Below are 26,008 nucleotides of genomic sequence, written 5' to 3'. Positions count from 1 at the left end.
CGCGCTGGAACCCTATGATTGCCCCATAATTCGTAGCTTGGGGGCACGAGAGCCGCCGAGCCGATATGAAAAAAACACGGCCGATCCTCTGGATTCTGATTATCGCGGCCGTGGGCTCCGCGAGTTACTATGGTTGGCAGAAATTCGGCTCGCCTGGGGCCGGAAAGACCCAGACAGCCGAGAAAGCTCCGCCCCGGCCGCAGCCCGTCCCGGTCAGCGTTGCCCCGGTCCAGAAGACCGACTTTCCGGTCTATCTGACCGGTCTCGGCACGGTTCAGGGCTTCAACACCGTCCAAGTCCGCAGCCGGGTGGATGGTCAGATCGACAAGCTCGCCTTCCGCGAAGGCCAGATCGTCCAGCAAGGCGAGCTTCTGGTCTCGATTGATCCCCGCCCCTATCAAGCCGCCCTCGATCAGGCCAAGGCCAAGAAGGCGCAGGACGAGGCAAACCTCGCCAACGCCAATCTCGAACTCCAGCGCGCTATGAGGCTCGGCGAATTCGCAACCGCACAGCGGGTCGATACCCAGCGCTCCACCGTCGCCCAGCTCACCGCCCAGATCGCCGCCGACGAAGCAGCGATCGCCAACGCCCAGACCCAGCTCGACTACACCCAGATCAAGGCGCCGATCACGGGCGTCGCGGGGCTGCGCCAGGTCGACATTGGCAACATCGTCAACGCATCGACGCAGACCGGCATCGTCACGATCTCGCAGGTCGAGCCGATCGCCGTGATCTTCACGGCACCGGAAGACCAGCTTCCCTATATCAGCGAAGGCCAGAAGGCCGGCGCGCTCAAGGTGATCGCCTTCACCACCGACGGCAAGAAGACGCTGGCGGAAGGTAAGCTCGCCGTCATCAACAACCAGGTCGACGCGAGCAGCGGGACTATTCGGCTCAAGGCGGTGTTCGACAACAAGGACCACTCGCTGTGGCCGGGCCAGTCGGTTTCGACGCGTCTTCTGGTGCGGACGCTGAGGGATGCGACCGTCGTTCCCGATGATGCAGTCCAGCATTCGACCAACGGCCTGTACGCCTATACCGTCAATCAGGACAACAAGGCCGAAGTGCACAAGATCAAGGTCAGCTATGGCATCGATGGACGTTCGGTCATTGATGAAGGCCTCACGCCCGGGCAGCAGGTCATCACCGGCGGTCAGTTCAAGGTGCAGCCTGGAAGCCTCGTCTCGACAGCGGTGGCGAGCTCGGATCCGGCCCAGAACAAGGTGCGACAGGAATGACCGAGGGCGGGATTTCGGCACTCTTCATCCGTTATCCCATCGGCACCTCGCTGCTGATGGCCGGCATTCTCTTCGTCGGCCTCGTCGCCTATCCCCTGCTGCCGGTTGCGCCGCTGCCGCAGGTGGACTTCCCGACCATCCAGGTCACCGCCAACCTGCCGGGCGGCAGCCCCGAGACGATGGCCTCGTCGGTGGCGCAACCGCTCGAGCGGCAATTCGCCCAAATTCCCGGCATCGCCCAGATGACCTCGACGAGCTATCTGGGCACGGCGTCGATCACCATCCAGTTCGACCTCAATCGCAGCATCGACGGCGCCGCCAACGACGTTCAGGGGGCGATCAACGCCGCCAGCGGCCAGCTCCCGAAGAACCTGCCCTCGCCGCCGACCTACCGTAAGGTCAACCCTGCGGACGCCCCGATCCTGCTGCTGTCGGCCACCTCCGAGACACTGCCGCTGACCAGCGTCAGCGACGCCGTCGACGCCCAGCTCGCCCAGCAAATCAGCCAGCTCTCCGGCGTCGCGCAGGTCTTCATCGGCGGCCAGCAGAAGCCGTCCATCCGCATTCAAATCGACCCGGCGAAGCTCGTCGCCAAGGGCCTGTCGATGGAGGACGTCCGCAGCCAGATCGCCATTACCACCGTCGACAGCCCGAAGGGCAATATCGACGGGCCCAAGCGCGCCTACACGATCTACGCCAACGACCAGCTCACCCACGCCAAGGACTGGAACGACGTCATCATCGCCTATCGCAATGGCGGCCCCTTGCGAATCCGCGATATCGGCCAGGCGGTCAGCGGCGCCGAAGACGCCAAGCAGGCGGCCTGGGCCAACGGCAAGCGCGGCGTGTTCCTGGTGATCTTCAAGCAGCCCGGTGCCAACGTCATCGACACTGTCGACCGCATCAAGGCCACCCTACCCAGGCTGGTGGCCGCTATTCCGCCCGCAATCAAGATCGAGCTGATCAGCGACCGCACCACCACGATCCGTGCCGCGGTCGAGGACGTCCAGTTCACGCTGCTGCTGACCATCGCGCTCGTGGTCATGGTCATCTTCATCTTCCTGCGCAGCTTCTGGGCCACCGTCATTCCCACGGTGACGGTGCCATTGGCATTATTGGGTGCGTGCGCCTTGATGTGGGTGGTCGGCTATTCGCTGGACAATCTGTCGCTGATGGCGCTCACCATCGCGGTCGGATTCGTGGTCGACGACGCCATTGTGATGCTCGAGAACATCACCCGCTATATCGAGGAAGGCGAATCCCCGCTCGCGGCGGCCTTCAAGGGCTCCAAGGAAATCGGTTTCACCATCGTCTCGATCAGCATCTCGCTGGTCGCGGTGCTGATTCCCCTGCTGCTGATGGGAGGCATCATCGGGCGCCTGTTCCGCGAATTCGCCGTAGTGCTGGCGATGACGATCTTCGTCTCGATGTTCGTGTCGCTGACGCTGACGCCGATGATGGCCTCGCGCTTCCTGCGCGCGCATGGCGAGGTGACCCACGGCAAGTTCTACCAATGGAGTGAGCGCGCCTTCGACGGCATGTTGCGCGGCTACGAATATGTGCTCGACCACGCTCTGGCCTGGCGCCGCACCACGCTCGCGATCTTCTTCGCCACGCTTGGATTGTCGATTTACCTGTTCATTCTGATCCCGAAGGGCTTCTTCCCGCAACAGGACGTCGGCTTGATCACGGCCACGTCCGAAGCCTCGCAGGACATTTCTTTCAAGGAGATGCTCAGACGCCAGGAGCAGCTCGGCAAGATCATCCTGGCCGATCCCGACGTTGCGAGCGTTGCCATGGCGATCGGCGGCAGCGGACGCGCCGGCAACAATGGCGCCCTGTACATCACACTGAAGCCTCGCGATATGCGCGAGGCATCGGCTCAGCAGATCATCGCGCGCCTGCGTCCGCAGTTCGACAAGGTCGAGGGCGCCCGTCTTTACATGCAAGCGGCCCAGGACGTCCGGCTCGGCGGCCGGCCGACCCGCACGCAGTTCGAGTTCACCCTACAGGACGCCGATCTCGCCGAGCTCAACGACTGGGCACCGAAGATCCTCGCCAAGATGCAGACGTTGCCGGAGCTGCGCGACGTCGCGACGGACCAGCAGACGCAGGGCACCACGGTCCAGCTCAAGATCAACCGCGACACCGCCTCGCGCTATGGTATCCAGCCGCAGATGATCGACGACACGCTGTATGACGCCTTCGGCCAGCGGCAGGTCACGCAGTATTTCACCCAGCTCAACACCTACAAGGTGATCCTCGAGATCCTGCCCGAGATGCAGGGCGATCTCGAAAGCCTGAACAAGCTCTATTTGAAATCGCCGCTGACCGGCGAGCAGGTGCCGCTGTCGACCTTCGCGACCTGGACCACCGATCCGGTCCGCCCGCTCTCGATCAGCCATCAGGGTCAGTTCCCGGCGATCACGATCAGCTTCAACCTCGCGCAAGGCGCCGCGCTTGGCCAGGCCACGGAAGCCGTGCAGCGGGCGATGACCGAGCTCGGCGCGCCGCCGACGCTGAATTCGAGCTTCCAGGGCACCGCGCAGGCGTTCCAGCAATCGCTCGGCACCGTGCCGCTGTTGATCCTCGCCGCGCTCGTCGTGGTCTACCTGATCCTCGGCATCCTCTACGAGAGCTATATCCATCCGATCACCATCCTGTCGACCCTGCCCTCGGCCGGCGTCGGCGCGCTCGCGATCTTGATGGCGGCCGGCTTCGACTTCAGCCTGATCGCGCTGATCGGCATCATCCTGCTGATCGGCATCGTGAAGAAGAACGGCATCATGATGGTCGACTTCGCGATCGCCGCCGAACGCGACGAACACAAGACGCCGGAGCAATCGATCCGCCAGGCCGCGCTCCTTCGCTTCCGGCCAATCATGATGACCACGATGGCCGCGCTGCTAGGCGGCGTGCCGCTGATGCTCGGCCACGGCACCGGCGCCGAGATCCGCCAACCGCTCGGCTACGCCATGGTCGGCGGCCTGATCGTCAGCCAAGCGCTGACGCTGTTCACCACGCCGGTGGTCTATCTCTATCTCGACAAGCTCAACAACTGGTTCTCCACCTGGGGCCGTTCGGGTGACGGCGAAGGCGACGAGGCGCCCGAGCACAGCACCGTCAAGCAAGCCGCCGAGTAAGCTTGCACCGCACCTCTCGCGACGCTACAGCGGGACTCACGGTTCACGCTAACGCGGTTTCGCCATGTTCATGCAATCCAGACTTGTCGCCCTCGCCGCTGTCTTGTTGTCGACCAGCGCTGCGTATGCCCAGCAGGGCGCCAAGAAGAACGCCGCTCCGCCTACCTCGACCGCACATCCCGCGCCTGTCCCGACGCAAGCGCAGGCGGACGGCGCTCCGGGCCAGCCCGGTTGGATCGTGCGCTGCACCAGCGCGAGCCGCGACGCGCCGCTCGAATGCGCAATGGAGCAGAACGCTGTACTGACCAAGACCGGCCAGACCGTCATCCTGATCAACATCCGCATCGCGCCCGACACCCGCACGCCGATCGCGCTGCTGCAATTGCCGCTCGGCCTCAACCTGCCCGTCGGCGCCAAGCTCCAGGTCGACGAGGGCAAGACGTTCGATCTCGAGATCCAGACCTGCGAGAACCGCGGCTGCTACGCCTCGACGCCGGTCGCGCCGGATCTGCTCGCCGCCTTGCGGGTGGGCAAGCAGTTGAAGGTTTCCTTCCAGAACATGGCCAAGGAAACGATCGCGATCCCGATGCCACTCAACGACTTCGCCGCGGCCTACGACAAGATCAAGTAACGAGCGCCGTCAGGTCGCGATGTCGCCTGCCCGAAGCAGCGTCGAGAAGCCGCCATAGATCATGCGCTTGCCGTCGAATGGAATGTCGGTGCACTTGAGCCGCGGGTCCGCCATCACCTTCTTGTTGATGGCATCGCGGGTCTCCCGGTCGCGGTAGACGATCCAGGAGAAAACCACGATCTCGTCCTCCTTCGCCATGACCGCGCGCGGAAACGAGGTGAGCTCGCCATAGGGAACGTCGTCACCGATGCATTCGACATAGTCGAGCGCGCCGTGCTCCAGCCAGAGCGCGCAGGCGGTCGTCGCCAGCGCCTTGTAGGCCTCGATCTTGTCCTTCGGCACGGCCAGCACGAAACCATCGACATAGGGCATCACGGATCTCCTTCGGTTGTGTGTGGTCCGAGGACGATGGGGCGCACTGCGATCCGACACGAAACGCGATTTTCAGATGAGGCAAACGGTCGCGATCGATGGTGCCGTCAACGAATTTTGGTCCCTGCCGCAGAGAGGCCGGGGGGTTAAGTCTGGGAAAAAGCGCCCGGAATTGGCTGGGGAACCTGGATTCGAACCAAGACAAACAGAGTCAGAGTCTGTTGTGCTACCGTTACACCATTCCCCACCGGAATAGTCGAACAAATTCAAGGACTTGTCGACTTGCTCGACCGTGGCCGGAAGCGCGTTTGGCGCAAATCACGGCTCAGGCGTGGCAGCGTTCTACCCGCTCGGCTCTGGGCTGGCAAGCGCTGCGGTACTGGGTTGTCTCGACGGGCGATGGCACGAGAGGTCGGAGTCCGCGGCGACAAGGACCGCGCCCGACCGCATGAGGCGATCGGGTCACGGTCCGGCCCCGCAGACGTCTCGAACGTCGCCAGCGCCTTAGGCGCTTAGTCCAGCTTGATGTTCGCGGCTTCGATCACCTTCTTCCACCGCTCGGTCTCGGAGACGATGTAGGCCTTGAAGGGCTCGGAATCCACCGCGACCGCGGTGGCGCCGAGTTCGGCCATCTTCTGCACCGTCTCCGGCTGCTGCATGAAGACGCGGATTTCGGCCGAGAGCTTCTCGACGATCGGCTTCGGTGTGCCTGATGGCACGAAGAAGCCGTGCCAGGCCACGGCCTCGAAGCCCGGCAGGAATTCGGCGACGGCGGGCACTTCAGGATCGAAAGTGGCGCGTTTCGGCGTTGCGGTCGCAAGCATCGCGAGCTGGCCGGTCTTCACTTGTGGCAACAGCAGCGGCACGTTGTCGAAGGCGAGATCGATCTGGCCGCTCAACAGGTCAGTTAGCATCTGGCTGGAGCCCTTGTAGGGTACGTGCACCATCTTGGTGCCGGTCATCTGCTGAAACAATTCGGCTGCCAGATGCTGCGAGGTGCCGACGCCGGCCGAGCCGAACGAGACCTTGTCCGGATTGGCTTTCAGATAGGCGATCAGCTCCGGCACGGTGCGCGCCTTGATCTTGTTGGGGTTCACGACAAGCACATTGGGCACGACGCTGATCTGGGCGACCGGCGCAAGATCCTTGTCCGCCTGATAGCTGAGCTTCGGCCCGTAGAGCGTGGGGTTGATTGCGAGCGCAGACGTGCTAGCAAGACCGAGCGTGATGCCATCCGGCGCCGACCTCGCTAACCGCGTCACGCCGAGGATCGAGCCGGCGCCGCCGACGTTCTCGACCACGAAGGGCTTGCCGAACTTCACCTGCAAATCGTTGGCGACCATGCGCGCGAAGATATCCGCGGTGCCGCCGGCGGCGAAGGGCACGATCACCGTCACCTGCTTGGACGGATAACCGTCCTGGGCCTTGGCCGGCGACGCCGCCAGCAGCATGAGTGAGGCAAGAACAAGCCACAGCGATCTCATCGAAGTTTCCTCTGTTTTCAGTGTTGTTGATTGGCTGCCGCGAACGAGCGGCGGGGATGGCTAAAGCGTGATGCATCGCGCTTTAGGTTTTTGTTTGAGCATGATCGTTTCGGAAACCGCTACACACTTTTCCGGATCATGCTTTAGAACGCGACCTCATACATGTGCAGGATCGCATCCCGGCTAAGATCGCGCGGATTGTTGTCGAGCAGGCGGCGAATGGCGTACGCCTCGTCGGCCATCACGCCGAGGTCGTCCCTGGACACGCCGAGCCCCGACAACCGCATCTCGATACCGAGATCGGCGCAGAACTTGTAGGTTGCGTCGAACGCCAGCTTTGCATCGCCCTGCTTCGGCAATCCAAGCGCCTGGAGCACCGCGACGGTCTTCGCCTCCACGGCCGGCATATTGAAGGCCAGGGTGTGCGGGAAGATCACCGCGCAGGCAAGCCCATGCGCCACATGGTGACGCGTGCCGAGCGGATACGCGACCGCATGGCCGGCGGTCGTGTTCACCGGTCCCAGGCAATAGCCGCCATAGAGCGAGGCCAGCGCCAGGCCCGCGCGCGCCTTGCGATCGCCACCATCGGCCACCGCCCGCTTGAGATACAGCCCAACCAGGCGCGCGCCTTCGAGCGCATAGAGGTCGATCATCGGATGCGCCTTGCGGCTGGTATAAGCCTCGACGCAATGCGCCAGCGCGTCGACGCCAGTCGCCGCAGTGACCTCCTTCGGCACGGTCATTGTCAGATCCGGATCGACGATGGCAATGTCAGCCAGCATGACGCGGCTCTGCACCGCCTGCTTGTTCTGGCTCACGGGGTCGGTGACGAGCGCGCGGGTGCCGGCTTCGCTGCCAGTGCCCGACGTGGTGGGAATCTGCATCAGCGCCACGTTGCGGCTGGCCACTTTCTCTGACCCGACGATGTCGGCGAAAGCCACGTCGCTCGTGCACATCACCGCGACCAGCTTGGCCAGATCCATCGCGCTGCCGCCGCCGAACCCGACGACGAGATCGGGCTTGGCGTCGCGCGCCATGGCAACAGCCTTCTCGAGATTGGGCAAGTCCGGCTCGGGCTTCACATCGCCGAACACCTTCACTGAGCCCGGCAACGCAAGCGTATCGACGCGTTGCGCATTGAATGGGTCCGAGATCACCAGCGGCCGTTTGGCGCCGATCCGCTCGGCGAAACGCGCTGCGGCGGCGATTGTACCGCAGCCGAACTCGATCGCAGTCGGGCGGAGGATTTCAATGGGCGTGAAGGCGTTGGTCATCGTGTTCGATCTCATGACTTGGATGCGGAAGCGCCTGCGGCCAGCCGCTCGGCATAATCGATGGCCTCGATCAGGCTGTGCTCGTTGGCTATGCCCTTGCCGGCAATGTCGAAGGCGGTGCCGTGATCGACGGAGGTGCGGATGATCGGCAGGCCTAGCGTGATGTTGACGCCGGAGAGCTCCTGCCAGCGGCCGGTCGCGGGATCGACCTGGAAGCCGAGCAGCTTGACCGGGATGTGGCCCTGGTCGTGATACATCGCGACCGCAGCATCGTACTGGCCGGCGCGCAGCTTGACGAAAATGGTATCGCCAGGCACGGGGCCGACGACGTCGAGACCGTCGGCGACCGCCCTGGCGATCGTCGGCGCCGAGACGTCGATGTCCTGCCGGCCGAACAGACCGCCCTCGCCGGCATGCGGGTTGAGCGCAGCGATCGCGATCTTCGGCCGTTCGATGCCGAGCCGGCGCAGCGCGCCATCGGTGAGGTCGATCACCATGCGCAGGCGCTCCGGCGTCAGGCGCTTCGGCACGTCCTCCAGCGCGACATGGGTCGAGACATGGCTGACGCGCATGTTGCCATGGGCCAGCAGCATTACCGAGCCGCGCACGCCGGTGAGATGTGCGAGCATCTCGGTATGTCCAGGAAAATGATAGCCGGCCCTGTTGAGCGCTTCCTTGTTCAGCGGCGCCGTGACGATGGCGGCGGTGCGGCCCGCCTGCGTCAGGCGCACGCCCTGCTCGATCGCTTTGTAGGCAAAGCGGCCGCCATCGGCGCTGAGCACGCCAGGCCTGATCGGGTCGCCCTCGACGTCGGCCTGAAGAAAACAGAGATTGGACCAGTCGGGGTCCTCGACACTGACTTCGGGAATGGCGACATTGGCGCCGAGTGCCGCTCTCGCGCCATCAAGCGCCGCGCCGCTGCCGATGATCAACAGGCGCAGATCGCCCTTCGTGATCCGGTCCTTCAGCGCGACGCAAGCCTTGACGATGATCTCCGGCCCGATCCCGGCGGGATCACCCATGGTGATGGCAAGATGACAAGAGGTCATGTCGGGCTCCCCATATTGAGCAAATGATTGTCCCGGAGTAGATCGCGCCAGAGCTCGCTTGGTCCGAATGCACCGGATTTCGAGATGACGTCGACGCCGGCCAAACGGCCGCCCTGCAAGATCGAGCGCGGCAGTCCCGGCACAATACGTCCCGTCACCTGGAGCGCATGCGCGCCAAGGGCAACGCACGCCGCCTTCAGGGTCTCGCCGCCGGCAACGATCAGCGTGCCCGGAGGTTCGAGCGCCGCGATCAGTGCCGACATTTCGCGCGCAATCCGCCGCGCCGCCTCGGCGCGGGCCAGGCCCTCGGCGAGAGCGAATTTGACCAGTGCCACGCCGTCATCGGCAAGCTTGTGCCGGACAGGCGCCGCGCTCCCGCCTTCCGCAAGTGCGATGGTTGCCGCGCCGCACGCGGCCAGCTGAGACGCAGTCGCAGGCTGATCCGAGCCGAACAGCCCCAGCACCGGCAGCTTCAATTGGCCCGGCGCCTCGGCGCGATGGCTGCGGGCGAGCGCGCCGGCGAGCCCACCGCTTCCGCACCACAGCACAGGCCCTGGCATCCGCCGTCCCATCTGGACGATACGATCGAGGTCGATATCACTTTCGGCATCGAAAACCTGAACGCCGCCCTGCGATAGCGTATCGGCCCCGCCCTGCCGCGCCTCGATGTCTTCCTGCCGCAGCTCGGTCAGGAGATTGTCGCCGACGCGATGCCACTCGCCTTGTAGCGTGCGCGCGAATTGCTGGCCATCCACGGTGCGGCGCCCCTGATAGTCGAAGGCGGGCGCGACTACGCAGGACGCCCAATCGCCGCTATGCAGGCAGGCGCCGAGCTCGGCCGCCCACGCGCCACGAAGGAGACTATCGACCTTCTTGTAGGCGATCGTCGCCCCGCGGAGCTGCGGCGCCAGTCGTCCAACGATCTCGACGCTCTTGGCTTTCGACCGCTCGCGGGTACCGCTATCGATCGCGAGGCTCCGACTGTTCGGTACTGCAGGCGCAGGTAGCCAGGTGACGTCGAACGGCCCGCACAGACCGACGAACTCCGCCGCGGTGTCGAGTGCACCGGAGAGATCGTCGGCAAGCAGGCGGACGCTCGTCATCGTCGCGCGCCTCCGGCACTAAAGATCTTGCCCGGATTGATCAGTCCATTCGGGTCGAGCAAGCGCTTGATATCACGCATCAGCTCGATGTCGAGGGGATCAGTAACGCGAGCGAGGCGGCCGCAATTGGTGATGCCAATGCCGTGCTCGGCACTGATGGCTCCGCCCTGCGCGGCGGTCTCGTCGTCGACGATCTCGTTGATCTCCGCCACCAGCGCGGCCGTGGCAGCGCCATCCTGGCAACGCGCGCGGTCAATCAGGGCGATCACGTGGATGTTGCCGTCGCCGATATGGCCGTGCATCACGACGCGCGCATGCGGGACGGCGGCCTTGATCCGGGCTTCGACATTGGTCACGAAGGCCGCCTGCCTCTCCAGCGGCACCACGCTGTCATGCGACACGACATAGCCGCTGCGCTTGTTGCCTTCGGACACGCTGTGCCTGACCACCCAGATCGCCTTGGCTTGCGCAAGGTTGGACGCGAAGATCACGTCTTCAGCGAGCCCGGCCTCCATCGCTGCCGCGAGCACCGTGGCGAGCGGTTCGTCGAGGTCAACGCCTGCGAGCGTGTCGGTCAGTTCGACGATCAGATACCAAGGCGTCGTCAGCTCGAATGGGATCGTGACATGCGGCACGGTCTGCGCAATCGCTTCGATTTGCGAGCGCGACATGATCTCGAGGCTGCCGAGCCGGTCGCCGACTGTGCCGCGCAGGCGCTGCATGATCTCGAGCGCCTGCTCGACGCCTTGCAATTTCAGCAGCGCCAGCGCGAAGCTGCGCGGCGGTGCAAACAGTTTCAGGACCGCCGCCGTGACGATGCCGAGAGTGCCTTCTGCGCCGATGAAGAGCTGCTTGAGCGCGTAACCGGTGTTGTCCTTGCGCAGCGCGCGCAGGCCGTTAAAGACACGCCCGTCGGGCAGCACGACCTCGAGCCCGAGGACCAGATCGCGTGTCGGTCCGTAGCGCAGCACGGCCGTGCCGCCGGCATTGGTGGAGATGTTGCCGCCGATCTGGCAGGAGCCCTCGGCACCCAGACTCAAGGGAAAATAGCGATCGACGCTACGGGCTGCGTTCTGCACCTCGGCGAGGATACAGCCAGCTTCCACCGTGATCGTGTTGGCGAGCGGGCTGACGTCGCGCACGGCCCGCAGACGGTCGAGCCGGATCACGACATTGCCCGCACGATCGTCCGGCGTCGCGGCCCCGCACATGCCTGTGTTGCCGCCCTGCGGCACGATCGCGAGCTGCCTTGCCGCGCAGTATTTGACGATTGAGGCGACCTCGGCGGTCGAGGCGGGCTTCACCACCGCGATTGCGCGACCGTGATAGCGACCGCGCCAGTCCACCACATAGGGCTCATGGTCGGGTCCGGACGGGATGACGTGCTTGTCGCCGACGATGTCAGCGAGCCCGGGCAGCGCATCCTGGAAGGAGTCGGACATCGGATCGCCTCGCTGCCGCGTCGCGACTAAACGGCGGCTGCGAATGCGGCGGCATCCGCAAGCAGCTCTTTCACTTGGGCCGACGCTAAGGATTCCAGCGGCGGACGTAGCCGTTGCCATCCGGCATGGCCGGTGCGCTCGGCCACCAGCGCCTTCAATGACGCCATCTGTGCGAAGCGCGAAACCAACTCGCGCGCCTTGACGATACGCGCTTGCGCCGCCTTGAGGGCGGCGTCGTCGTCGCTGTCGCGAAAATGCTTATAGACATAGGCAAGGTCGCGCGCGACGAGATTGGAGGTCGCGGTGATGCAGCCGGCACCACCCTTGCGGAGCAGCGGCAGCAGCAACGGATCGGCGCCGACCAGTACCGAAAAGCCGGGGAAGCGCTCGACCATCGCGGTCATATTGACGAAGTCACCGGAGGAATCCTTGATGCCGGTGAACGTCGCCGGATAGGCCGCACGCAATCGCTCGATCAGCGCATGCGAGATCGGCTGCGCTGACATCTGCGGGATGTGATAGAGCACGATCCTGAGCCTGGCATCGCCGATGCGCTGCACGACCTCACTGTAGGATGCGAAAATGCCGTCGTCGGTGACGCCCTTGTAGTAGAACGGCGGCAGCATCACCACGGTGTCGACGCCGACCGAGAGCGCATGACGCGTCAAGGCGATGGTCTCGCTGAGCGCGGCGACACCGGTGCCCGGAAGAAGCCGCTGCGGCGCGATGCCGGCGGCCACCACCGCTTCGAGCAGCGCGATGCGCTCGGCGGCCGAGAACGAGTTCGCCTCGCCGGTCGTGCCGAGCAGCGCGATGCCGTCGCAGCCTTGGTCGAGCAGATAGCGGCAATGCGCGACGAAGCGCGCATGATCGGGAGCGAGCTCGGCGTCGAGCGGCGTCAGCGCGGCGGAGAACACGCCATGAGGGTGCAGCGATGATGTCGACAAACTTCCTCCCATCCTTAAATCGATATTGTTCGGAATGCGAACATTTGTTATGCAGTTGGCCCGTGGTAAAATCAGCTTGCCGCCACGTCAAGGGGACATGTCATGGCGAGACATTCGCACGTGCCCAAGGTCGAAAAGAAGGCCACGAAACGCGTACCGGGCGCTGGCGCAACGAATCCAAAGAACTACGTCGCATCCGTCGGCAAGGCCTTTGCCGTGCTCAAGAGCTTCACCGGCGAAGCCTTCGAGCTCACCCTGAGTGAGATTGCCGCACGGGCCGACCTCGATCGCGGCACCGCATTCCGCCTGATCCAGACCTTGATCGAACTTGGCTACCTTCAGGCCGTTCCGCAGAGCCGCCGGTTTCGCCTGGGCGTTGCCTGTCTCGACCTCGGCTATACCGTGCTGTCGCACGGATCGCTGCGGCCGATCGTCGAGCCGCTGCTGCGCGACCTCGTTCCTGATGTCGGCGATGCGGCCTCGCTCGGCATCCTCGATGGCGGCGACGTGGTCTATCTCGCACGGGTCGGCGCGGGCCTCGATCGTCACAAGATGGATCGCCGGCCGGGCACGCGAATCCCGGCCTATAGCGCCGCGCTCGGCCATGTCATGCTGGCGCATCTGGCGCGGGACGAGCAGATCGAGCGGCTGGAGTCGCGACCGCGCGTCAAGCTGTCGGAGCGAACGCTCACCGACCTCGACGCCCTGCTCGCCCGACTCGACCAGGTGAAAAAGAAGGGGCACGCCGTCTCCGACGGCGAGAACGCCTACGGCCTGCGCACGCTGGCAACGCCGATCTTCGACGCTCAGGGGCTCGCGATCGGGGGATTGAGCGTCACCATCGATGCGGTGCGCATGGACATGCCGGCCTTTCGCGATCAGGCGCTCCCGCGCCTGATGCAGGTGACGCGCCAGGTGCAGGACCTCGCCATCAAGTCGGGATTGACGACCTGAACGCCGTCGCGAGTGCTAGACGGCAATGCGGTCGAAGTCGGCAGCTATCCGGGTGTTCGGAAAAATTCTGGCTGCCTCCGCAAGGACCTCATCGTCGTCATAGCGGCCCGACTGATGCGTGAGCACAAGCTGGCCGACGCCGGTTTCGGCCGCAAATGCAGCCGCATCGCGCGCAGTGAGGTGCCCATAGTCCCGCGCGGTCGATGCGTCGCGATCGAGGAACGTTGCCTCGATCACCAGCAGATCGGCGCCAGAAACGTATTTGGAGAGGTCTTCGGTCGTTTCGGTGTCGCCGATCACGATGAGCTTCCTGCCGCCGCTCGGCGGCCCCAGGACGTCTCCCGGGTCGATGGTTCGATCAGCGAGCACGACTGCTCGTCCCGCAGCCAATTCTCCCCGCATCGGCCCGTCTGGAACGCCCAGCTCAGCAAGGCGCTCCGGCCGAAGACGGCGGCGGGCGGGACTCTGGAAGGCGAAGCCAAAACTGTCGGTGTCGCGATGGCGAACCGGAAAGCAGCCGATGGTGAAGGCGCCGGCATCGATGACCTGCCCTTCGGTCAGCGGCGCGAACTCCACCGCGATCGGCGCCCTGCCCGCGCCCCACAGGCTTGCGAGCAGGCGGACGACGAGGTCGAGCGTGCGCTGCCCTGCATGAACGGTCATCATGTCGGCGCTCTGCCGCAACCCCAGCGTTGAAAAGAGACCGGGAATGCCGAGCACGTGATCGAGATGGGCATGCGTCAGCAGGATGCGGTCGAGCCGCCGAAAGCCGGCGCCAGCGCGCAGCAACTGGCGCTGCGTGCCCTCGCCGCAATCGACCAGAACGCGCTTGCCCGCCGCCTCGACCAGGAGCGCCGGATGGTTACGCTCCGCCGACGGAACACTGGCCGAGGTTCCGAGAAATGTCAGGGCGAACATGGTCTCACGTGTCCAGCTGTGGACGGTCTCACCGCCCCCAATGCCATGCGAGCAGCAGCGCGTACAAGCCCATCGACGCGGCATAGAGCGCGGCGAGGAGTGCGTATCCTGCGATCTGGCGTCCGATCCTCGCCTTCGGCGCGATCCACCAATCGAGCGCCTTGAAGGCGGCGGGCACCAGCCACCAGCCGAGCAGCTGGGTGCTGACGAGATTGCCGACGAAGAGCGACAGCCAGACCGGCACGCCGTGGCTGTCGATCAACGGCGCGCTGATGAAGTAGCCCCAGAGGTAGACGACGGGATAGAGCACCAGAAGGACGATGAGATTGCTCTTCCAGATCAGGCCAGGTCCTTGCTCCGCCGCCTTGCCGGCCGGGAACCAGAAATTGAAGCCGTAGCTCGCCCGCTTCACGCTCATGCCGGCGTTGAAGCGCTCGCCTTCCCTCAGCAGCGACTGCCGCAACGGCGAGTCCAGCCACGCATTGAGGTTGGCATCACAGTCGAACGACAGGATGATGATCCATTCGTCGTGCAGGCCCGGAATCGGTCGCTCGATCTTGTGGCGCAAAAATCCCTTGAACTCGGCCTCCGCGGCCTGAATGCGCTGCTGCCATTTGAGGAAGGCGTCCTCGAGTCCGTCCGGCACCTTGAAAGAGATCACGGCAGAGACTGCGCTCTCGCGCGGCACGCCGGTGTCGGGCAGGATGTGGACATCCTCCGAACCGACGAAGAAGCGCTGCACCTCCGCGATGAGCCGCGCCCGCACATCGCTCTGAAGCCAGGCGCGGGCTGCCGCCGGGCTCGCGAAGCGCAGGATCGTCACCCAGTCGACATGCGCCGGCGGTTGCGGCGGCACCACCTCCTGGCTGAGGAAGCCGGGCCAGGCCTTGAGCACGTCGCCGACCTCGCCGTTCCACCGCGCGAACGCGGCGAAGCCGTCGTCGGCGATGCGGCGCTGGATGACGAGGGCGACCGGCTGTCCGGCCGTATCAGGAGATGCGCTCATGAGCAGCCGCCTCAGCTCTTCTTGTAGAGACGCTTGCCCATCACCCAGGTCTCGTCGACGCAGCGATCGTCGCCGACCATCATCACGGCGAAGAGCATGCTCGCAGCCTCGTCCATCGTGCGCGGCCCGCCGCCCTCGGCGATCAGCGACTGGTGCCAGGGCTGCGCGGCTTGCCCGCCGTTCGGATCGAGCGCGACGAAATCAGCCTCCTTGCCGGGTTCGAAATTGCCGAGCTTGTCGTCGATGTAGAGGCCTTCGGCACCGCCAAGCGTGATCGACCAGAAACCGCGATACGGCGAGAGCTTGTTGCGCTCGGCTTCAGCGAGATCCTTGCGCGCCGGATCAATGCTGCCGTCGAGCAGCGTGTTATTGCACATGCCGACCTTGTAGGCATCGTCGAGCACGGAGATCATGGAGAAGCGGTTGCCGCCGCCGACGTCGGTGCCGAACGACATTTTCACGCGATGCTCCGGATCGGTGGCGCGGCCAATGCGGAACAGGCCGCTGCCGAGGAACAGGTTCGAGCACGGGCAGAACACCACCGCGGCGCCCTTCTTCGACATGCGACGGAACTCGTTGTTCGAGAGGTACACGCCATGGCCCCCGGAGAATTTCGGACCGACGAGATCGAACTTCTCGTAGACGCCGAGATAATCCTGACAGTCCGGGTGCTCGACGAGCACGCCGCTGCATTCGGCCGGGTTCTCGGAGATGTGGGTGTTGACCCAGCAGTCCGGATGCTCATGCTTGAGGCGCTGACACGCTTTCAGCAGCTCCGGCGAGGCACCGAAGGCAAAGCGCGGCGTGATGGCATAGAGGTTGCGGCCCTTGTTGTGGTACTGCGCGATCAGCCGCTTGCTGTCGCGATAGAAGTTCTCGGGCGTGTCGACATAGTCAGCCGGGGCGTTGCGATCGATGCCGGTGAGGCCCGCGATCACACGCATGTTGCGGCGGGCTGCCTCCTCGAACAGCTCCTCGGTCGACACTGGCGACGAGCTCGTGAACGCCTGGCACGTCGTGGTGCCGGAGGCCAGCAGCGCATCGAGGAAGCGCTTCACGCCCTCGCGGGCATAGTTGCGGTCCTTGTATTTGAGCTCTTCCGGATAGATCCACATCTGCAGCCACGGCAGCAGTTGTTCGCCATAGGCGCCGAGCACCCGGGTCTGCGGCAGATGGATGTGGCCGTCGATGAAGCCCGGGACGATGATGCGGTCCTCGATATGGGTGATCTGCACGCCCGGATGCGCGGCGGCAATCTTGTCATACGGGCCGAACGCCTTGATGACGCCGTCGGTGACGACCATGAGGCCGTCCTGGTGAAAGCGCGCGGCGGCCTGCTCGTTGCCGATGTGCCTCCAGGGATCGTCGACGAAGTCGAAGAACGTGCCGCGAATACCGACGGAGGTCATGATTTGGTTCCTTCCTCTAAGTCTGTGTGGCGTGGCCCGCTGAGGGCAGCGCGATCGCAGGCAGCGTGCCCCCAACAGTGCAGAGGCCGAGATAAACCCAATTGCTCGGCGCCTGCGTCGCTTCAGGCAGCACCGCCGCGATCGCCATGGCGCCGCTCACCGCGAGATGGCAGGGCGCGCTGATGAGACCGCCGAACAGGCCGTGGCTGCGCTCGTCCTTGGAATTTGGCTGAACGGCACGACGCCCAGCAGGATCGGCACGACCCTTCCGTTCGCGCGCCCGGCGTCGGAAGCAGGTGCAGTCATGGCTCACGCCCCTCGGTCTCCGCCGGCCGCGTCTTTCGTGCCCGCAACGAGAGGCGACGATACAGGTTGCGGATCTTGACGCACGGAGCGTGCCAGAACTGTGTGTAAAAACCCTTAGGAGTTACCGTATCCATGCGGAGACTTGACCGCTGATGCCGTGGCCGGAGGGCTCAGAACAAAAAACGCGAAAACAACCCCATGCACAGTACAAATCATTGATGAATTTCAGGCCGAAGCGTTCAGCCAGGCCATTTGACTCGTCGGGCAAAACAGGCGCAGACTTGCATGATCGCCGATCGTGAAATCCGACATCGCGCCGACGCCGTTAACGTTTCGGAAGGCATCGCCGCTTCGAACGCGCGCGCTTCGACATCAGGTCAATTGTCGAAGACGCGAGGCAGCGCATTTAATCCGCGCTCGATCTCGGTTTGCACAACGCCACGCTTGTCCGGCAGATGGATTGAGTCCGGCAGGCGTCGGCAATCGAGGTTAGAGATGACTCTCCGCAGAACCGACGGTGTGTGGCTGAATGAACCGGAACGATGGACGGCTGAGGGCGAGAGCCTAAAGATCATCACTGACAAAGGCACCGACTTCTGGCGCGAGACCCACTATGGCTTTAATCGCGACAGCGGGCATTTCCTGGGCTTTCCAACCGGCGAAGCATTCACCGCCAGTTTACGCGTTCAGGGCGACTTCCAGGCGCTCTACGATCAGGCGGGCATCATGGTGCGCGTCGACGCGGAGCATTGGGTCAAGGCCGGGATCGAACTCTCGGACGACCGCGCCATGCTCGCGAGCGTGTTAACCAACGAGCGATCGGACTGGGCCACGGCATCCTATGAGCATGATGCTGGCGATTTTTGGGTGCGCGCGACCGTCGCCAACGGCGTCCTTCGTTTGCAAGTTTCGGCCGACGGCAAGTACTGGCCTCTGATGCGGCTAGCACCGTTTCCGGCAGCGAGCTCCTATCTTGTGGGGCCCATGGCCTGCACACCGGAACGGGCAGGGCTAGAAGTCGTATTCTCGACGTTTCATCTGACACCGCCGCTTGGAAAGGACCTACACGACCTGAGCTAAGTGGCCGTTCTGCAATCTCGCTCGCTGTCGCGCGGACAGATCGACGTTCACCACAGAGCCGTCCCGCTCGCCTCTACTCTCGCTCCGACTGCGCCTCGACCGCCTGTACGGCGACACTTGCCACCTGCCGCAGCGCCTCGCGTTCCGCGCCCGAGGACGCCATCACGCCCATGCCGACCGCGACGGCGGAGACGTAGCGCGCGAGCGCGGCGGGATCGGCGCTTTCCTTCAGATCACCTTCGGCTTTGGCGCGAACAAAGCGGTCGTGGAGCTGGTCTTCGTTCTGGGCGCGGCGGGCGGCGAGCTCGAACGGGACGTTCTCGGAGCCCGTACCGCAGGCGATGCCGCCTTGCACCAGCAGGCAGCCGGGCGGATTCGCCGGATCGGTCTGCTTGTCGGCGATGCCCATCAGCATCCGCTCGGCGACGGCGCGGGCGGTGGGTGCCGCGACCACCTCGTCCATCCAGACGGCGCGCAATTTGGTGTAGCGGTCGAGCGCGGCCTTCAGCAGGCCTTCCTTGTTGCCGAAGCAGGCGTAGAGACTCGGCGGATTGATGCCCATGGCCTCGGTGAGCTGGGCAATGGTCGCGCCCTCATAACCATGGCGCCAAAACACTTCCATCGCCTGATCCAACGCCGTCTCGGCGTCGAATTCGCGGGGGCGTCCCATGCCCATGTGCCTGTCTCCTCGGAATTGGCGCCCTGTAGTGACCTAACGCCTGATCTTATCTAGTTGTTCTGGCTTTCTTTTTCTTGTGTCTTCCAATCGTCGCGGTATCGACGTACAATTTTCTTCGTGAATGATACATAAGTATCTTGCACTGCGGCATCCAGCTCCACATCTGTAGTGAACACTACATATCTGGAGCGCGCAAATGCACCCCTCCCAAAATACCGCCCGCACCGGCCGTTTCCGCCGCCTCCTCGGTGGCGTCGCCATCGTAGGCGCCCTCGCCGCCGCCGGCTCGATCGCGACCGGCCGCTACTTTCACGCGGCGCAAGCGACCGCACCGGCGGCCGCAGCCGAACAAGCCGTTTCCGTCACCGTCGCGATGATCGAGCCGCGGCAAACTGTGCTGTGGGACGATTTCTCCGGCCGGCTGGAGGCCATCCACCGAGTCGAGCTGCGCCCCCGCGTCGCGGGGGCGATCCTGTCGACCAATTTCACGGAAGGTGCGTTGGTGAAGGCCGGCGACGTGCTGTTCAAGATTGATCCGGCGCCTTACGCGGCGGAGGTCGACAAGGCCAACGCCCAGCTCGAAGCCGCCAAGGCGCGCGTTGTCTTTACCCAGAGCGAGCTCGAGCGCGGCGCGCAGCTGGTCGGCAACGCCGTGGTGACGCGGCGCGACTACGACCAGCGCGAGAATGCCAGTCGTGAAGCGATTGCCAACGTGAAGGCGGCCGAGGCAACGCTGCAGACCGCAAAGCTCAATCTCGGCTACACCGAGGTGCGCGCGCCTGTGGACGGCCGCGTCGGCAAGATCGAGGTCACGGTCGGCAATCTCGTCGCCGCCGGCACCGCCTCTCCCGTGCTGACCTCGCTGGTCTCGGTCAATCCGATCTACGCCTCGTTCGACGCGGACGAAGAGGTGGTGCTGCGCGCGCTGAATTCCATTGCAGACGGCTCCGGCCAACGCGGCAAGCTCGACCAGATCCCGGTGGAGATGACGACCTCCGGCGGCCTCTCGGCGAAGGGCCACATCCAGCTGATCGACAACCAGGTCAACGGTCAGAGCGGCACCATCCGCGTCCGCGCGGTTTTCCCCAACGAGGACGGCCGTCTCATCCCCGGCCAGTTCGCCCGAGTGCGCATGGGGCAACCGAAGCAGCAGACGCTGGTCATGATCGACGAGCGCGCGATCGGCACCGACCAGGACAAGAAGTTCGTGATGGCGGTCGGTGACGACAGCCGCGCGGTCTACCGGCCGGTCACGCTCGGCGGCGCCGTCGATGGGCTCCGCGTCGTCACCTCGGGCCTGAAGCCCGGCGACCGCGTCGTCGTCAATGGCTTGCAGCGCGTGCGTCCCGGCGCCCTGCTCAAGACGGAGGTGGCAGCGATGGGCGCGCGAGGGCCGCAGCAGGCATCCAACCACAGCAACCAGGACGTGGTGCAACGCTAGTGTCTGTCATTCCGGGGTGCGCGTAGCACGAACTACGGTGCGCACGCGCGCACCTGAGAATCTCGACATTTTGAAACTCCGACCATCTCACCTTCAGATTCCGGGATCGCGGGCTTCGCTCGCGCCCCGGAATGACGGCGGAGGGGGTCGGAGACGCGGGAAGACATTGCCCAGGGGCAAAGCCATGAATCTTTCAAAATTCTTCATCGATCGTCCTATTTTTGCCGGCGTGCTGTCGGTCCTGATCTTCCTTGCCGGCCTGATCTCGCTGTTCGCGATGCCGATCTCGGAATATCCCGATGTCGTGCCCCCGTCCGTCGTGGTACGCGCGACCTATCCCGGCGCCAACCCCAAGGTGATCGCGGAGACGGTGGCGACGCCGATCGAGGAGCAGATCAACGGCGTCGAGAACATGCTCTACATGTCGAGCCAGGCGACCACTGACGGCGCGATGACGCTGACGGTGACGTTCCGCCTCGGCACCGACCCCGACAAGGCAACGCAGCTGGTGCAGAACCGCGTGCAGCAGGCCGAACCGCGCCTGCCCGCCGTCGTGCGCCAGCTCGGCATCATCACCAAGAAATCGTCGCCCGACCTCACCATGGTCGTGCACCTGCTGTCGCCGAACGGCCGCTACGACATGACGTATTTGCGCAACTACGCGGTGCTCAACGTCAAGGACCGGCTCGCGCGGATTGACGGCGTTGGCGACGTGCAGCTCTATGGTGCCGGCGATTATTCGATGCGGGTCTGGGTCGATCCGCAGAAGGCCGCCGAGCATGGCCTGACTGCGAGCGACATCGTGAGGGCGATCCAGGCGCAGAACGTCGAAGCCGCCGCCGGCGTCGTCGGCTCCTCCCCGAACGTCAAGGGCATCGATCTCCAGCTCTCCGTCAATGCCGAAGGGCGGCTCGCGAACGAAGAACAGTTCGGCGACATCGTGGTCAAGACTGGCGCGCGTGGTGAAGTGGTGCGCTTACGCGACGTCGCTCGCATCGAGCTTGGCGCGTCCGAATACGGGCTGCGCTCGCTGCTCGACAACAAGCAGGCGGTCGCGATCCCGATCTTCCAGGCGCCGGGCTCCAACGCGCTTGAGATCTCCGACCACGTCCGCGCCACCATGGCCGAGATCAAGAAGAACATGCCCGAGGGCGTGTCCTATCAGATCGTCTACGACCCGACCCAGTTCGTGCGCTCGTCGATCGAAGCGGTCATCCACACGCTGCTGGAGGCCATTGCGCTGGTGGTGCTGGTCGTGATCCTGTTCCTCCAGACTTGGCGCGCCTCGATCATCCCGCTTCTGGCCGTGCCGGTGTCGATCGTCGGCACATTCGCAGTGATGCATGTGTTCGGCTTCTCCATCAACGCGCTCAGCCTGTTTGGCCTGGTGCTCGCGATCGGCATCGTCGTCGACGACGCCATCGTCGTGGTCGAGAACGTCGAGCGCAATATCGAGGCGGGGCTATCGCCGCGCGATGCCACCTATCAGGCGATGCGTGAGGTCTCCGGCCCGATCATCGCGATCGCGCTGGTGCTGGTCGCGGTGTTCGTGCCGCTCGCCTTCATCTCCGGCCTGACCGGGCAGTTCTACAAGCAGTTCGCGTTGACGATCGCGATCTCGACCGTGATCTCCGCGGTCAACTCGCTGACACTGTCCCCGGCCTTGTCGGCGCTGCTGCTGAAAGGCCATAACGAACCGAAAGACAAGCTGACGCTGATCCTCGAAAAGACGCTCGGCTGGTTCTTCCGCGGCTTCAACAAGGGTTTTACGCGCTCCTCGGAGAATTACAGCGGCAGCGTCACCAGAGTGATCTCGGGCAAGGCCGCGGTGATGGGCCTCTACGTGGTCCTGGTCGGCCTCACCGCCCTCTTGTTTCAGCAGGTGCCGAGCGGCTTCGTGCCGGGCCAGGACAAGCAATATCTGGTTGGCTTCGCCCGCCTGCCCGATGGTGCCACCCTCGACCGCACCGAAGAGGTGATCCGCAAGATGAGTGACATCGCGCTGACCCAGCCCGGTGTCGAGAGCTCGGTCGCCTTCCCGGGCCTGTCGATCTCCGGCTTCACCAACTCTTCCAATGCCGGCATCGTGTTCTCGACCCTCAAGCCGTTCGACGAGCGCAAGGACCCTTCGCTCAGCGGCCCCGCCATCGCGGCCGATCTGAACAAGAAATATGCGGGGATTCAGGAAGCCTTTATCGCCATGTTCCCGCCGCCGCCGGTCAATGGTCTCGGCACCATCGGCGGCTTCAAGCTCCAGATCGAGGACCGTGCCGGTCTCGGCTATGAGGCGCTGAACGAGGCGACCAAGGCGTTCATGGCGGCGATGCAGAAGGCCCCGGAGATCGCCGGCGTGTTCTCGAGCTTCCAGGTCAACGTGCCCCAGCTGTTCGCCGACATCGACCGCACCAAGGCGCTCCAATTGGGCGTGCCCGTGACGGAGGTGTTCAACACGCTTCAGATTTACCTCGGTTCCTACTACGTCAATGACTTCAACAAGTTCGGCCGCACTTATTCCGTCCGCGTGCAGGCTGACGCGCCGTTCCGCGCTCGCGCCGACGACATCAGGCAGTTGAAGGTGCGCTCGTCCTCGGGCGACATGGTGCCGTTGTCGGCGCTGCTCACGATCCGCCAGAGCGCGGGGCCGGAGCGCGCGATCCGCTACAACGGCTTCCTGTCCTCCGACATCAATGCGGCCGCCGCTCCCGGCTTCTCCTCCGGCCAGGCGCAGGAGGCGGCGACGCGGATCGCCGCGGAAGTGCTGCCGCCGGGCTTTGCCTTCGAATGGACCGATCTGACTTATCAGGAGTTCATCGCCGGCAATTCCGGCGTCTGGGTGTTTCCGCTGGCCATTCTGCTCGTGTTCCTGGTGCTGGCCGCACTCTATGAGAGCCTGACCTTGCCGCTCTCGATCATCATGATCGTGCCGATGGGCCTGCTGGCCGCGATGTTCGGGGTCTGGATTTCGAAGGGCGACAACAACGTCTTCACCCAGATCGGCCTGATCGTCCTCGTGGGCCTCTCGGCCAAGAACGCGATCCTGATCGTCGAATTCGCGCGCGAGCTCGAGTTCGCAGGCCGCACGCCGCTCCGCGCCGCGATCGAGGCGAGCCGGCTACGGCTGCGCCCGATCCTGATGACGTCGATGGCGTTCATCATGGGTGTGCTGCCACTGGTGCTCTCCACCGGCGCGGGCTCGGAGATGCGGCGCGCCATGGGCGTTGCCGTGTTCTCCGGCATGATCGGCGTCACCGTGTTCGGCCTGTTCCTGACGCCGGTGTTCTATGTGCTGCTACGCACCGTCACCGGCATGAAGCCGCTGACGCATCACGGCAGCGACACCAGCGCGGCACCGGTTCAGGGTTTGGGGCACTAGATCAAGGAAATCCCCGATACCAGCAACAGAACGAGCACGGTCTTGCGAAAGACCGTCTCGTTGACGCGGTGGACGCGATCACACCGAGCCCAGATCCCGCGAACCAGGCCGGCAGGCTGATCGCCAAGTCGACGAAGACCTTCGCCGACCGAATATTGCGCCGGAGCGCCCACAAATGGGTGGCCTGCACGCCGATGCTGCACGCCATCATCAGCAGGCTCGCCGGCTCTTTGCCGGTATCAGGTCTCTACTTCCTGTTCTCCTCGCAGAACTTCAACGCCGCCAGCGCTTCGCCGGCCCGCGGGATCTGCATCTCGATGCTGTCATCCTCATCGTCCTCGAAATCGAGCGCGGGACGCTTGGCCTTCGACAGCCGGTCCATGATCGACTGATCGTATTCGAAGATGCCGCGCACGGTGGTCTTGTCCATGACCTCCCACTTCGCCTTCTTCATGATGTCGGCGTCATCGGTGCCGACGTCGGCCCGGAGGATCTCGCCGATTTTGTCCCATTCCCAGCCGTCGTAGATCATGACGATCACGATGGCCTTGTCGGAATAGGTGATCACGATGACGTAGTCGCGGTCCTCGTCGTCCTTATCCTTGTAGCCCCGGCTCGCGTTGCAATGGGTATCCTGCGTACGCTTCTCGATGGTCCAGTCGCCCGCCCTGGATTGTTGCGCGGGCGCCGCGCCGGTGCTCAAGGCACCCGCGAGCAAGCTAGTTGCGAAAAGGAACCGTTTCATCTCTGCCTCCAGCTCTTCCCCGGGGCCGAGGTGACCACCTCTGCCGGCCGCCCGGAAGCATCTCCGGCGCGGCGTGAGGTCAATGGTGACGCCGGCGGCCTCAGCTCCGCCGCGGCACGATCGCGATCGGGGTGAAGGTGTAAACCTCCTCATCGTTCTGATTGAACATCGTCCACTTCACCAACGCGATGCCCTGCGGCTTCGACTTCGAAGGCGTCAGGTTCATGACCTCCCCGACCAGATGGAGGCGGTCATTGGGCCGCACCGGAATCGTCCAGCGCAGGCCATCGACGCCCGCGCCGATGAGCGGATGCGGACCAAAAGGTCGGGTCTGGATCGCAAGATTCATGGCAATTGCGGCGGTGTGCCATCCCGAGGCAGCGAGCCCCCTGAACAGGGTCTCCTTGGCGGCCTCGTGGTCGAGATGCATCGGCTGCGGATCAAATTCGGCAGCGAACCGCTTGATGTCGGCCTCGGTGACCTCGACCTCCGGTGATCTGAACCGCATTCCGACCGAGAGATCGTCGAACCATTCGACCTGCGCCATGATTTTGCCTCGCAATCTGATGCACCGCCTGCGAAGTCACGGTTCAAAGGCTTGAGCAATAGCGGGACCGCAGCGCACAAACCGGCCCCGGGGGTTCCCGGCGAAACCCCTTTCCCGATGCGACGAAACATGCCTGAAACAGATGGCCGGTTAAGTGGTTGTCAAAATAAATACAGGGACGGCCACCATGCAATTCCTCTTCGACCTGATCTACGAATATTCATGCTGCCAGAATCTCGTCGCCCAGCCGCTGGGGGAGGACGTGCTATGATCGAGCTGATCTCTGCCCTGCTTGCCCTTTGCAGTGTTGGCGTCTTCGCTGCGCATGCGCTGGATGCCTACCGCACCACGCACTCCTGACCGACATCGTCAAGCTTACTTCACCTCGCCGCGTTGGGGAGAGGTGAGCATCAGGCGCATCCATGTCCTTCCGGCGCTAGAATGGGCGCCGGTAGAAGTGCTCCGAATGCGTTGCCGGCGGAAACCGATTGGCGAGCGCAAGCGCTCCCCTTTCGTCGGTCTCAAGGGCGATCTTCTGCGCCAGCATCACGTCGCCGGGGACGAGGAAGCCTGACGGGACGAAGCACCACCCCATGGTCGCTCGGCCTTCACCGTCGATTTCGTGGACGTTGGCGGCAGTGCCGTAATGAATGCGATAGGTCTTGCCGGTGTCGCAGCCGACGACGTCGAAATACCGGTGCTCCTCGAATTGCGCGCATTGTGCGGGCGACAGCCATTCGGAGAGCAGCCGGCGGCCACGGGCATCCGGCGTGTTCTCGCCGAAGAAGCGCCGATAGAGTTCACGCAGCGCATGCAGACGCGCACGCGCCGGCGCGCGGAGCCAAACTGCCGCAATCATGAGCAGCT

At 64.3% G+C, this 26,008-nt stretch carries 22 protein-coding genes and 1 tRNA gene; 7 read left to right on the top strand and 16 right to left on the bottom strand.

Going from position 1 to position 26,008, the window contains the following annotated elements; translation table 11 throughout:
• Positions 1–65: 65 nt before the first annotated feature.
• From IVA91_RS32945 to IVA91_RS32935, 3 genes are all read left to right on the top strand, one after another.
• Positions 66–1,238 carry an efflux RND transporter periplasmic adaptor subunit gene (locus IVA91_RS32945; RefSeq protein ID WP_247276901.1) on the top strand — a complete coding sequence of 391 codons (1,173 nt, stop codon included), beginning with the start codon at positions 66–68 and terminating at the stop codon, positions 1,236–1,238.
• The gene (locus IVA91_RS32940; RefSeq protein ID WP_247276900.1) at positions 1,235–4,381 is read left to right on the top strand and encodes a multidrug efflux RND transporter permease subunit; all 3,147 of its coding nucleotides are present in this window, start codon (positions 1,235–1,237) and stop codon (positions 4,379–4,381) included. Before IVA91_RS32945 ends, IVA91_RS32940 begins: the two co-directional genes overlap by 4 nt.
• Positions 4,382–4,445: 64 nt before the next feature.
• Entirely contained in the window at positions 4,446–5,012 is a 567-nt protein-coding gene (locus IVA91_RS32935; RefSeq protein ID WP_247276899.1) for an invasion associated locus B family protein, read from the top strand.
• Between the two features lie 9 nt (positions 5,013–5,021).
• On the opposite strand, the gene IVA91_RS32930 is transcribed toward IVA91_RS32935, so the two are convergent.
• The 8 genes from IVA91_RS32930 to IVA91_RS32895 form a co-directional block, all read right to left on the bottom strand.
• Positions 5,022–5,384 (bottom strand): DUF1428 family protein, encoded by a 363-nt coding sequence (locus tag IVA91_RS32930; protein WP_247276898.1) that lies wholly within the window; start codon positions 5,382–5,384, stop codon positions 5,022–5,024.
• Positions 5,385–5,557: 173 nt separating this feature from the next.
• A tRNA-Gln gene (locus IVA91_RS32925) sits at positions 5,558–5,631 on the bottom strand.
• A gap of 265 nt (positions 5,632–5,896) precedes the next feature.
• Positions 5,897–6,868, bottom strand: coding sequence for a tripartite tricarboxylate transporter substrate binding protein (locus IVA91_RS32920; protein WP_247276897.1), 972 nt, complete (start codon positions 6,866–6,868; stop codon positions 5,897–5,899).
• Positions 6,869–7,011: 143 nt separating this feature from the next.
• Complete coding sequence (locus IVA91_RS32915) at positions 7,012–8,142, bottom strand: iron-containing alcohol dehydrogenase (RefSeq protein WP_247276896.1); 1,131 nt, start codon at positions 8,140–8,142, stop codon at positions 7,012–7,014.
• 11 nt (positions 8,143–8,153) lie between these two features.
• Complete coding sequence (gene pdxA / locus IVA91_RS32910; RefSeq protein WP_247276895.1) at positions 8,154–9,191, bottom strand: 4-hydroxythreonine-4-phosphate dehydrogenase PdxA; 1,038 nt, start codon at positions 9,189–9,191, stop codon at positions 8,154–8,156.
• Positions 9,188–10,294, bottom strand: a complete 1,107-nt coding sequence (locus IVA91_RS32905) for a four-carbon acid sugar kinase family protein (RefSeq protein ID WP_247460320.1) — start codon at positions 10,292–10,294, stop codon at positions 9,188–9,190. The genes pdxA and IVA91_RS32905 overlap by 4 nt, the downstream gene beginning before the upstream one ends.
• Positions 10,291–11,736, bottom strand: a complete 1,446-nt coding sequence (locus IVA91_RS32900; RefSeq protein ID WP_247276893.1) for an FAD-binding oxidoreductase — start codon at positions 11,734–11,736, stop codon at positions 10,291–10,293. Before IVA91_RS32900 ends, IVA91_RS32905 begins: the two co-directional genes overlap by 4 nt.
• A 26-nt stretch (positions 11,737–11,762) precedes the next feature.
• Positions 11,763–12,683, bottom strand: coding sequence for a dihydrodipicolinate synthase family protein (locus IVA91_RS32895; RefSeq protein WP_247276892.1), 921 nt, complete (start codon positions 12,681–12,683; stop codon positions 11,763–11,765).
• 102 nt (positions 12,684–12,785) lie between these two features.
• Between IVA91_RS32895 and IVA91_RS32890 the strand changes: the two genes are divergently transcribed.
• Positions 12,786–13,637: an IclR family transcriptional regulator gene (locus IVA91_RS32890; protein ID WP_247276891.1), complete on the top strand. Its 852-nt coding sequence runs from the start codon at positions 12,786–12,788 to the stop codon at positions 13,635–13,637.
• Positions 13,638–13,652: 15 nt separating this feature from the next.
• On the opposite strand, the gene IVA91_RS32885 is transcribed toward IVA91_RS32890, so the two are convergent.
• Genes IVA91_RS32885 through IVA91_RS32870 form a run of 4 tightly spaced genes read right to left on the bottom strand, consistent with a single transcriptional unit; the run spans position 13,653 to position 17,283 of the window.
• Positions 13,653–14,555 (bottom strand): ribonuclease Z, encoded by a 903-nt coding sequence (locus IVA91_RS32885; protein WP_247276890.1) that lies wholly within the window; start codon positions 14,553–14,555, stop codon positions 13,653–13,655.
• A gap of 28 nt (positions 14,556–14,583) precedes the next feature.
• Positions 14,584–15,561, bottom strand: a complete 978-nt coding sequence (locus IVA91_RS32880; RefSeq protein WP_247276889.1) for an antibiotic biosynthesis monooxygenase — start codon at positions 15,559–15,561, stop codon at positions 14,584–14,586.
• Between the two features lie 11 nt (positions 15,562–15,572).
• Positions 15,573–16,970, bottom strand: a complete 1,398-nt coding sequence (guaD, locus tag IVA91_RS32875; RefSeq protein ID WP_247276888.1) for a guanine deaminase — start codon at positions 16,968–16,970, stop codon at positions 15,573–15,575.
• A gap of 16 nt (positions 16,971–16,986) precedes the next feature.
• Entirely contained in the window at positions 16,987–17,283 is a 297-nt protein-coding gene (locus tag IVA91_RS32870) for a hypothetical protein (protein WP_247276887.1), read from the bottom strand.
• Positions 17,284–17,771: 488 nt separating this feature from the next.
• On the opposite strand from IVA91_RS32870, the gene IVA91_RS32865 reads away from it, so the two are divergent.
• The gene (locus IVA91_RS32865; RefSeq protein WP_247276975.1) at positions 17,772–18,356 is read left to right on the top strand and encodes a DUF1349 domain-containing protein; all 585 of its coding nucleotides are present in this window, start codon (positions 17,772–17,774) and stop codon (positions 18,354–18,356) included.
• Between the two features lie 73 nt (positions 18,357–18,429).
• Here IVA91_RS32865 and IVA91_RS32860 read toward each other — a convergent pair whose 3' ends face one another.
• On the bottom strand, positions 18,430–19,032 hold the full coding sequence (locus tag IVA91_RS32860) for a TetR/AcrR family transcriptional regulator (protein ID WP_247420201.1): 603 nt from the start codon (positions 19,030–19,032) through the stop codon (positions 18,430–18,432).
• Positions 19,033–19,231: 199 nt separating this feature from the next.
• Here IVA91_RS32860 and IVA91_RS32855 point away from each other — a divergent pair, with 199 nt between their 5' ends.
• Both IVA91_RS32855 and IVA91_RS32850 read left to right on the top strand, forming a co-directional pair.
• Positions 19,232–20,476: an efflux RND transporter periplasmic adaptor subunit gene (locus tag IVA91_RS32855; RefSeq protein ID WP_247420204.1), complete on the top strand. Its 1,245-nt coding sequence runs from the start codon at positions 19,232–19,234 to the stop codon at positions 20,474–20,476.
• 184 nt (positions 20,477–20,660) lie between these two features.
• Positions 20,661–23,849, top strand: coding sequence for a multidrug efflux RND transporter permease subunit (locus IVA91_RS32850; protein ID WP_247420207.1), 3,189 nt, complete (start codon positions 20,661–20,663; stop codon positions 23,847–23,849).
• A 247-nt stretch (positions 23,850–24,096) separates the two neighbouring features.
• Here IVA91_RS32850 and IVA91_RS32845 read toward each other — a convergent pair whose 3' ends face one another.
• The 3 genes from IVA91_RS32845 to IVA91_RS32835 all read right to left on the bottom strand — a co-directional run bounded on the left by IVA91_RS32845 (position 24,097) and on the right by IVA91_RS32835 (position 26,000).
• Positions 24,097–24,594 carry a hypothetical protein gene (locus IVA91_RS32845; protein ID WP_247276883.1) on the bottom strand — a complete coding sequence of 166 codons (498 nt, stop codon included), beginning with the start codon at positions 24,592–24,594 and terminating at the stop codon, positions 24,097–24,099.
• A gap of 100 nt (positions 24,595–24,694) precedes the next feature.
• Complete coding sequence (locus IVA91_RS32840) at positions 24,695–25,141, bottom strand: MaoC family dehydratase (RefSeq protein ID WP_247420213.1); 447 nt, start codon at positions 25,139–25,141, stop codon at positions 24,695–24,697.
• A 436-nt stretch (positions 25,142–25,577) separates the two neighbouring features.
• A complete protein-coding gene (locus IVA91_RS32835) occupies positions 25,578–26,000 on the bottom strand; it encodes a hypothetical protein (protein ID WP_247276882.1) in 423 nt (140 codons plus the stop codon).
• Positions 26,001–26,008 lie beyond the last annotated feature (8 nt).

This window comes from Bradyrhizobium sp. 153, from assembly GCF_023073835.1.
Classification (GTDB): Bacteria; Pseudomonadota; Alphaproteobacteria; order Rhizobiales; family Xanthobacteraceae; genus Bradyrhizobium.
The sequence above is the reverse complement of the archived record's forward strand: the minus strand, read 5'-3'. Positions and strand labels throughout refer to the sequence as shown.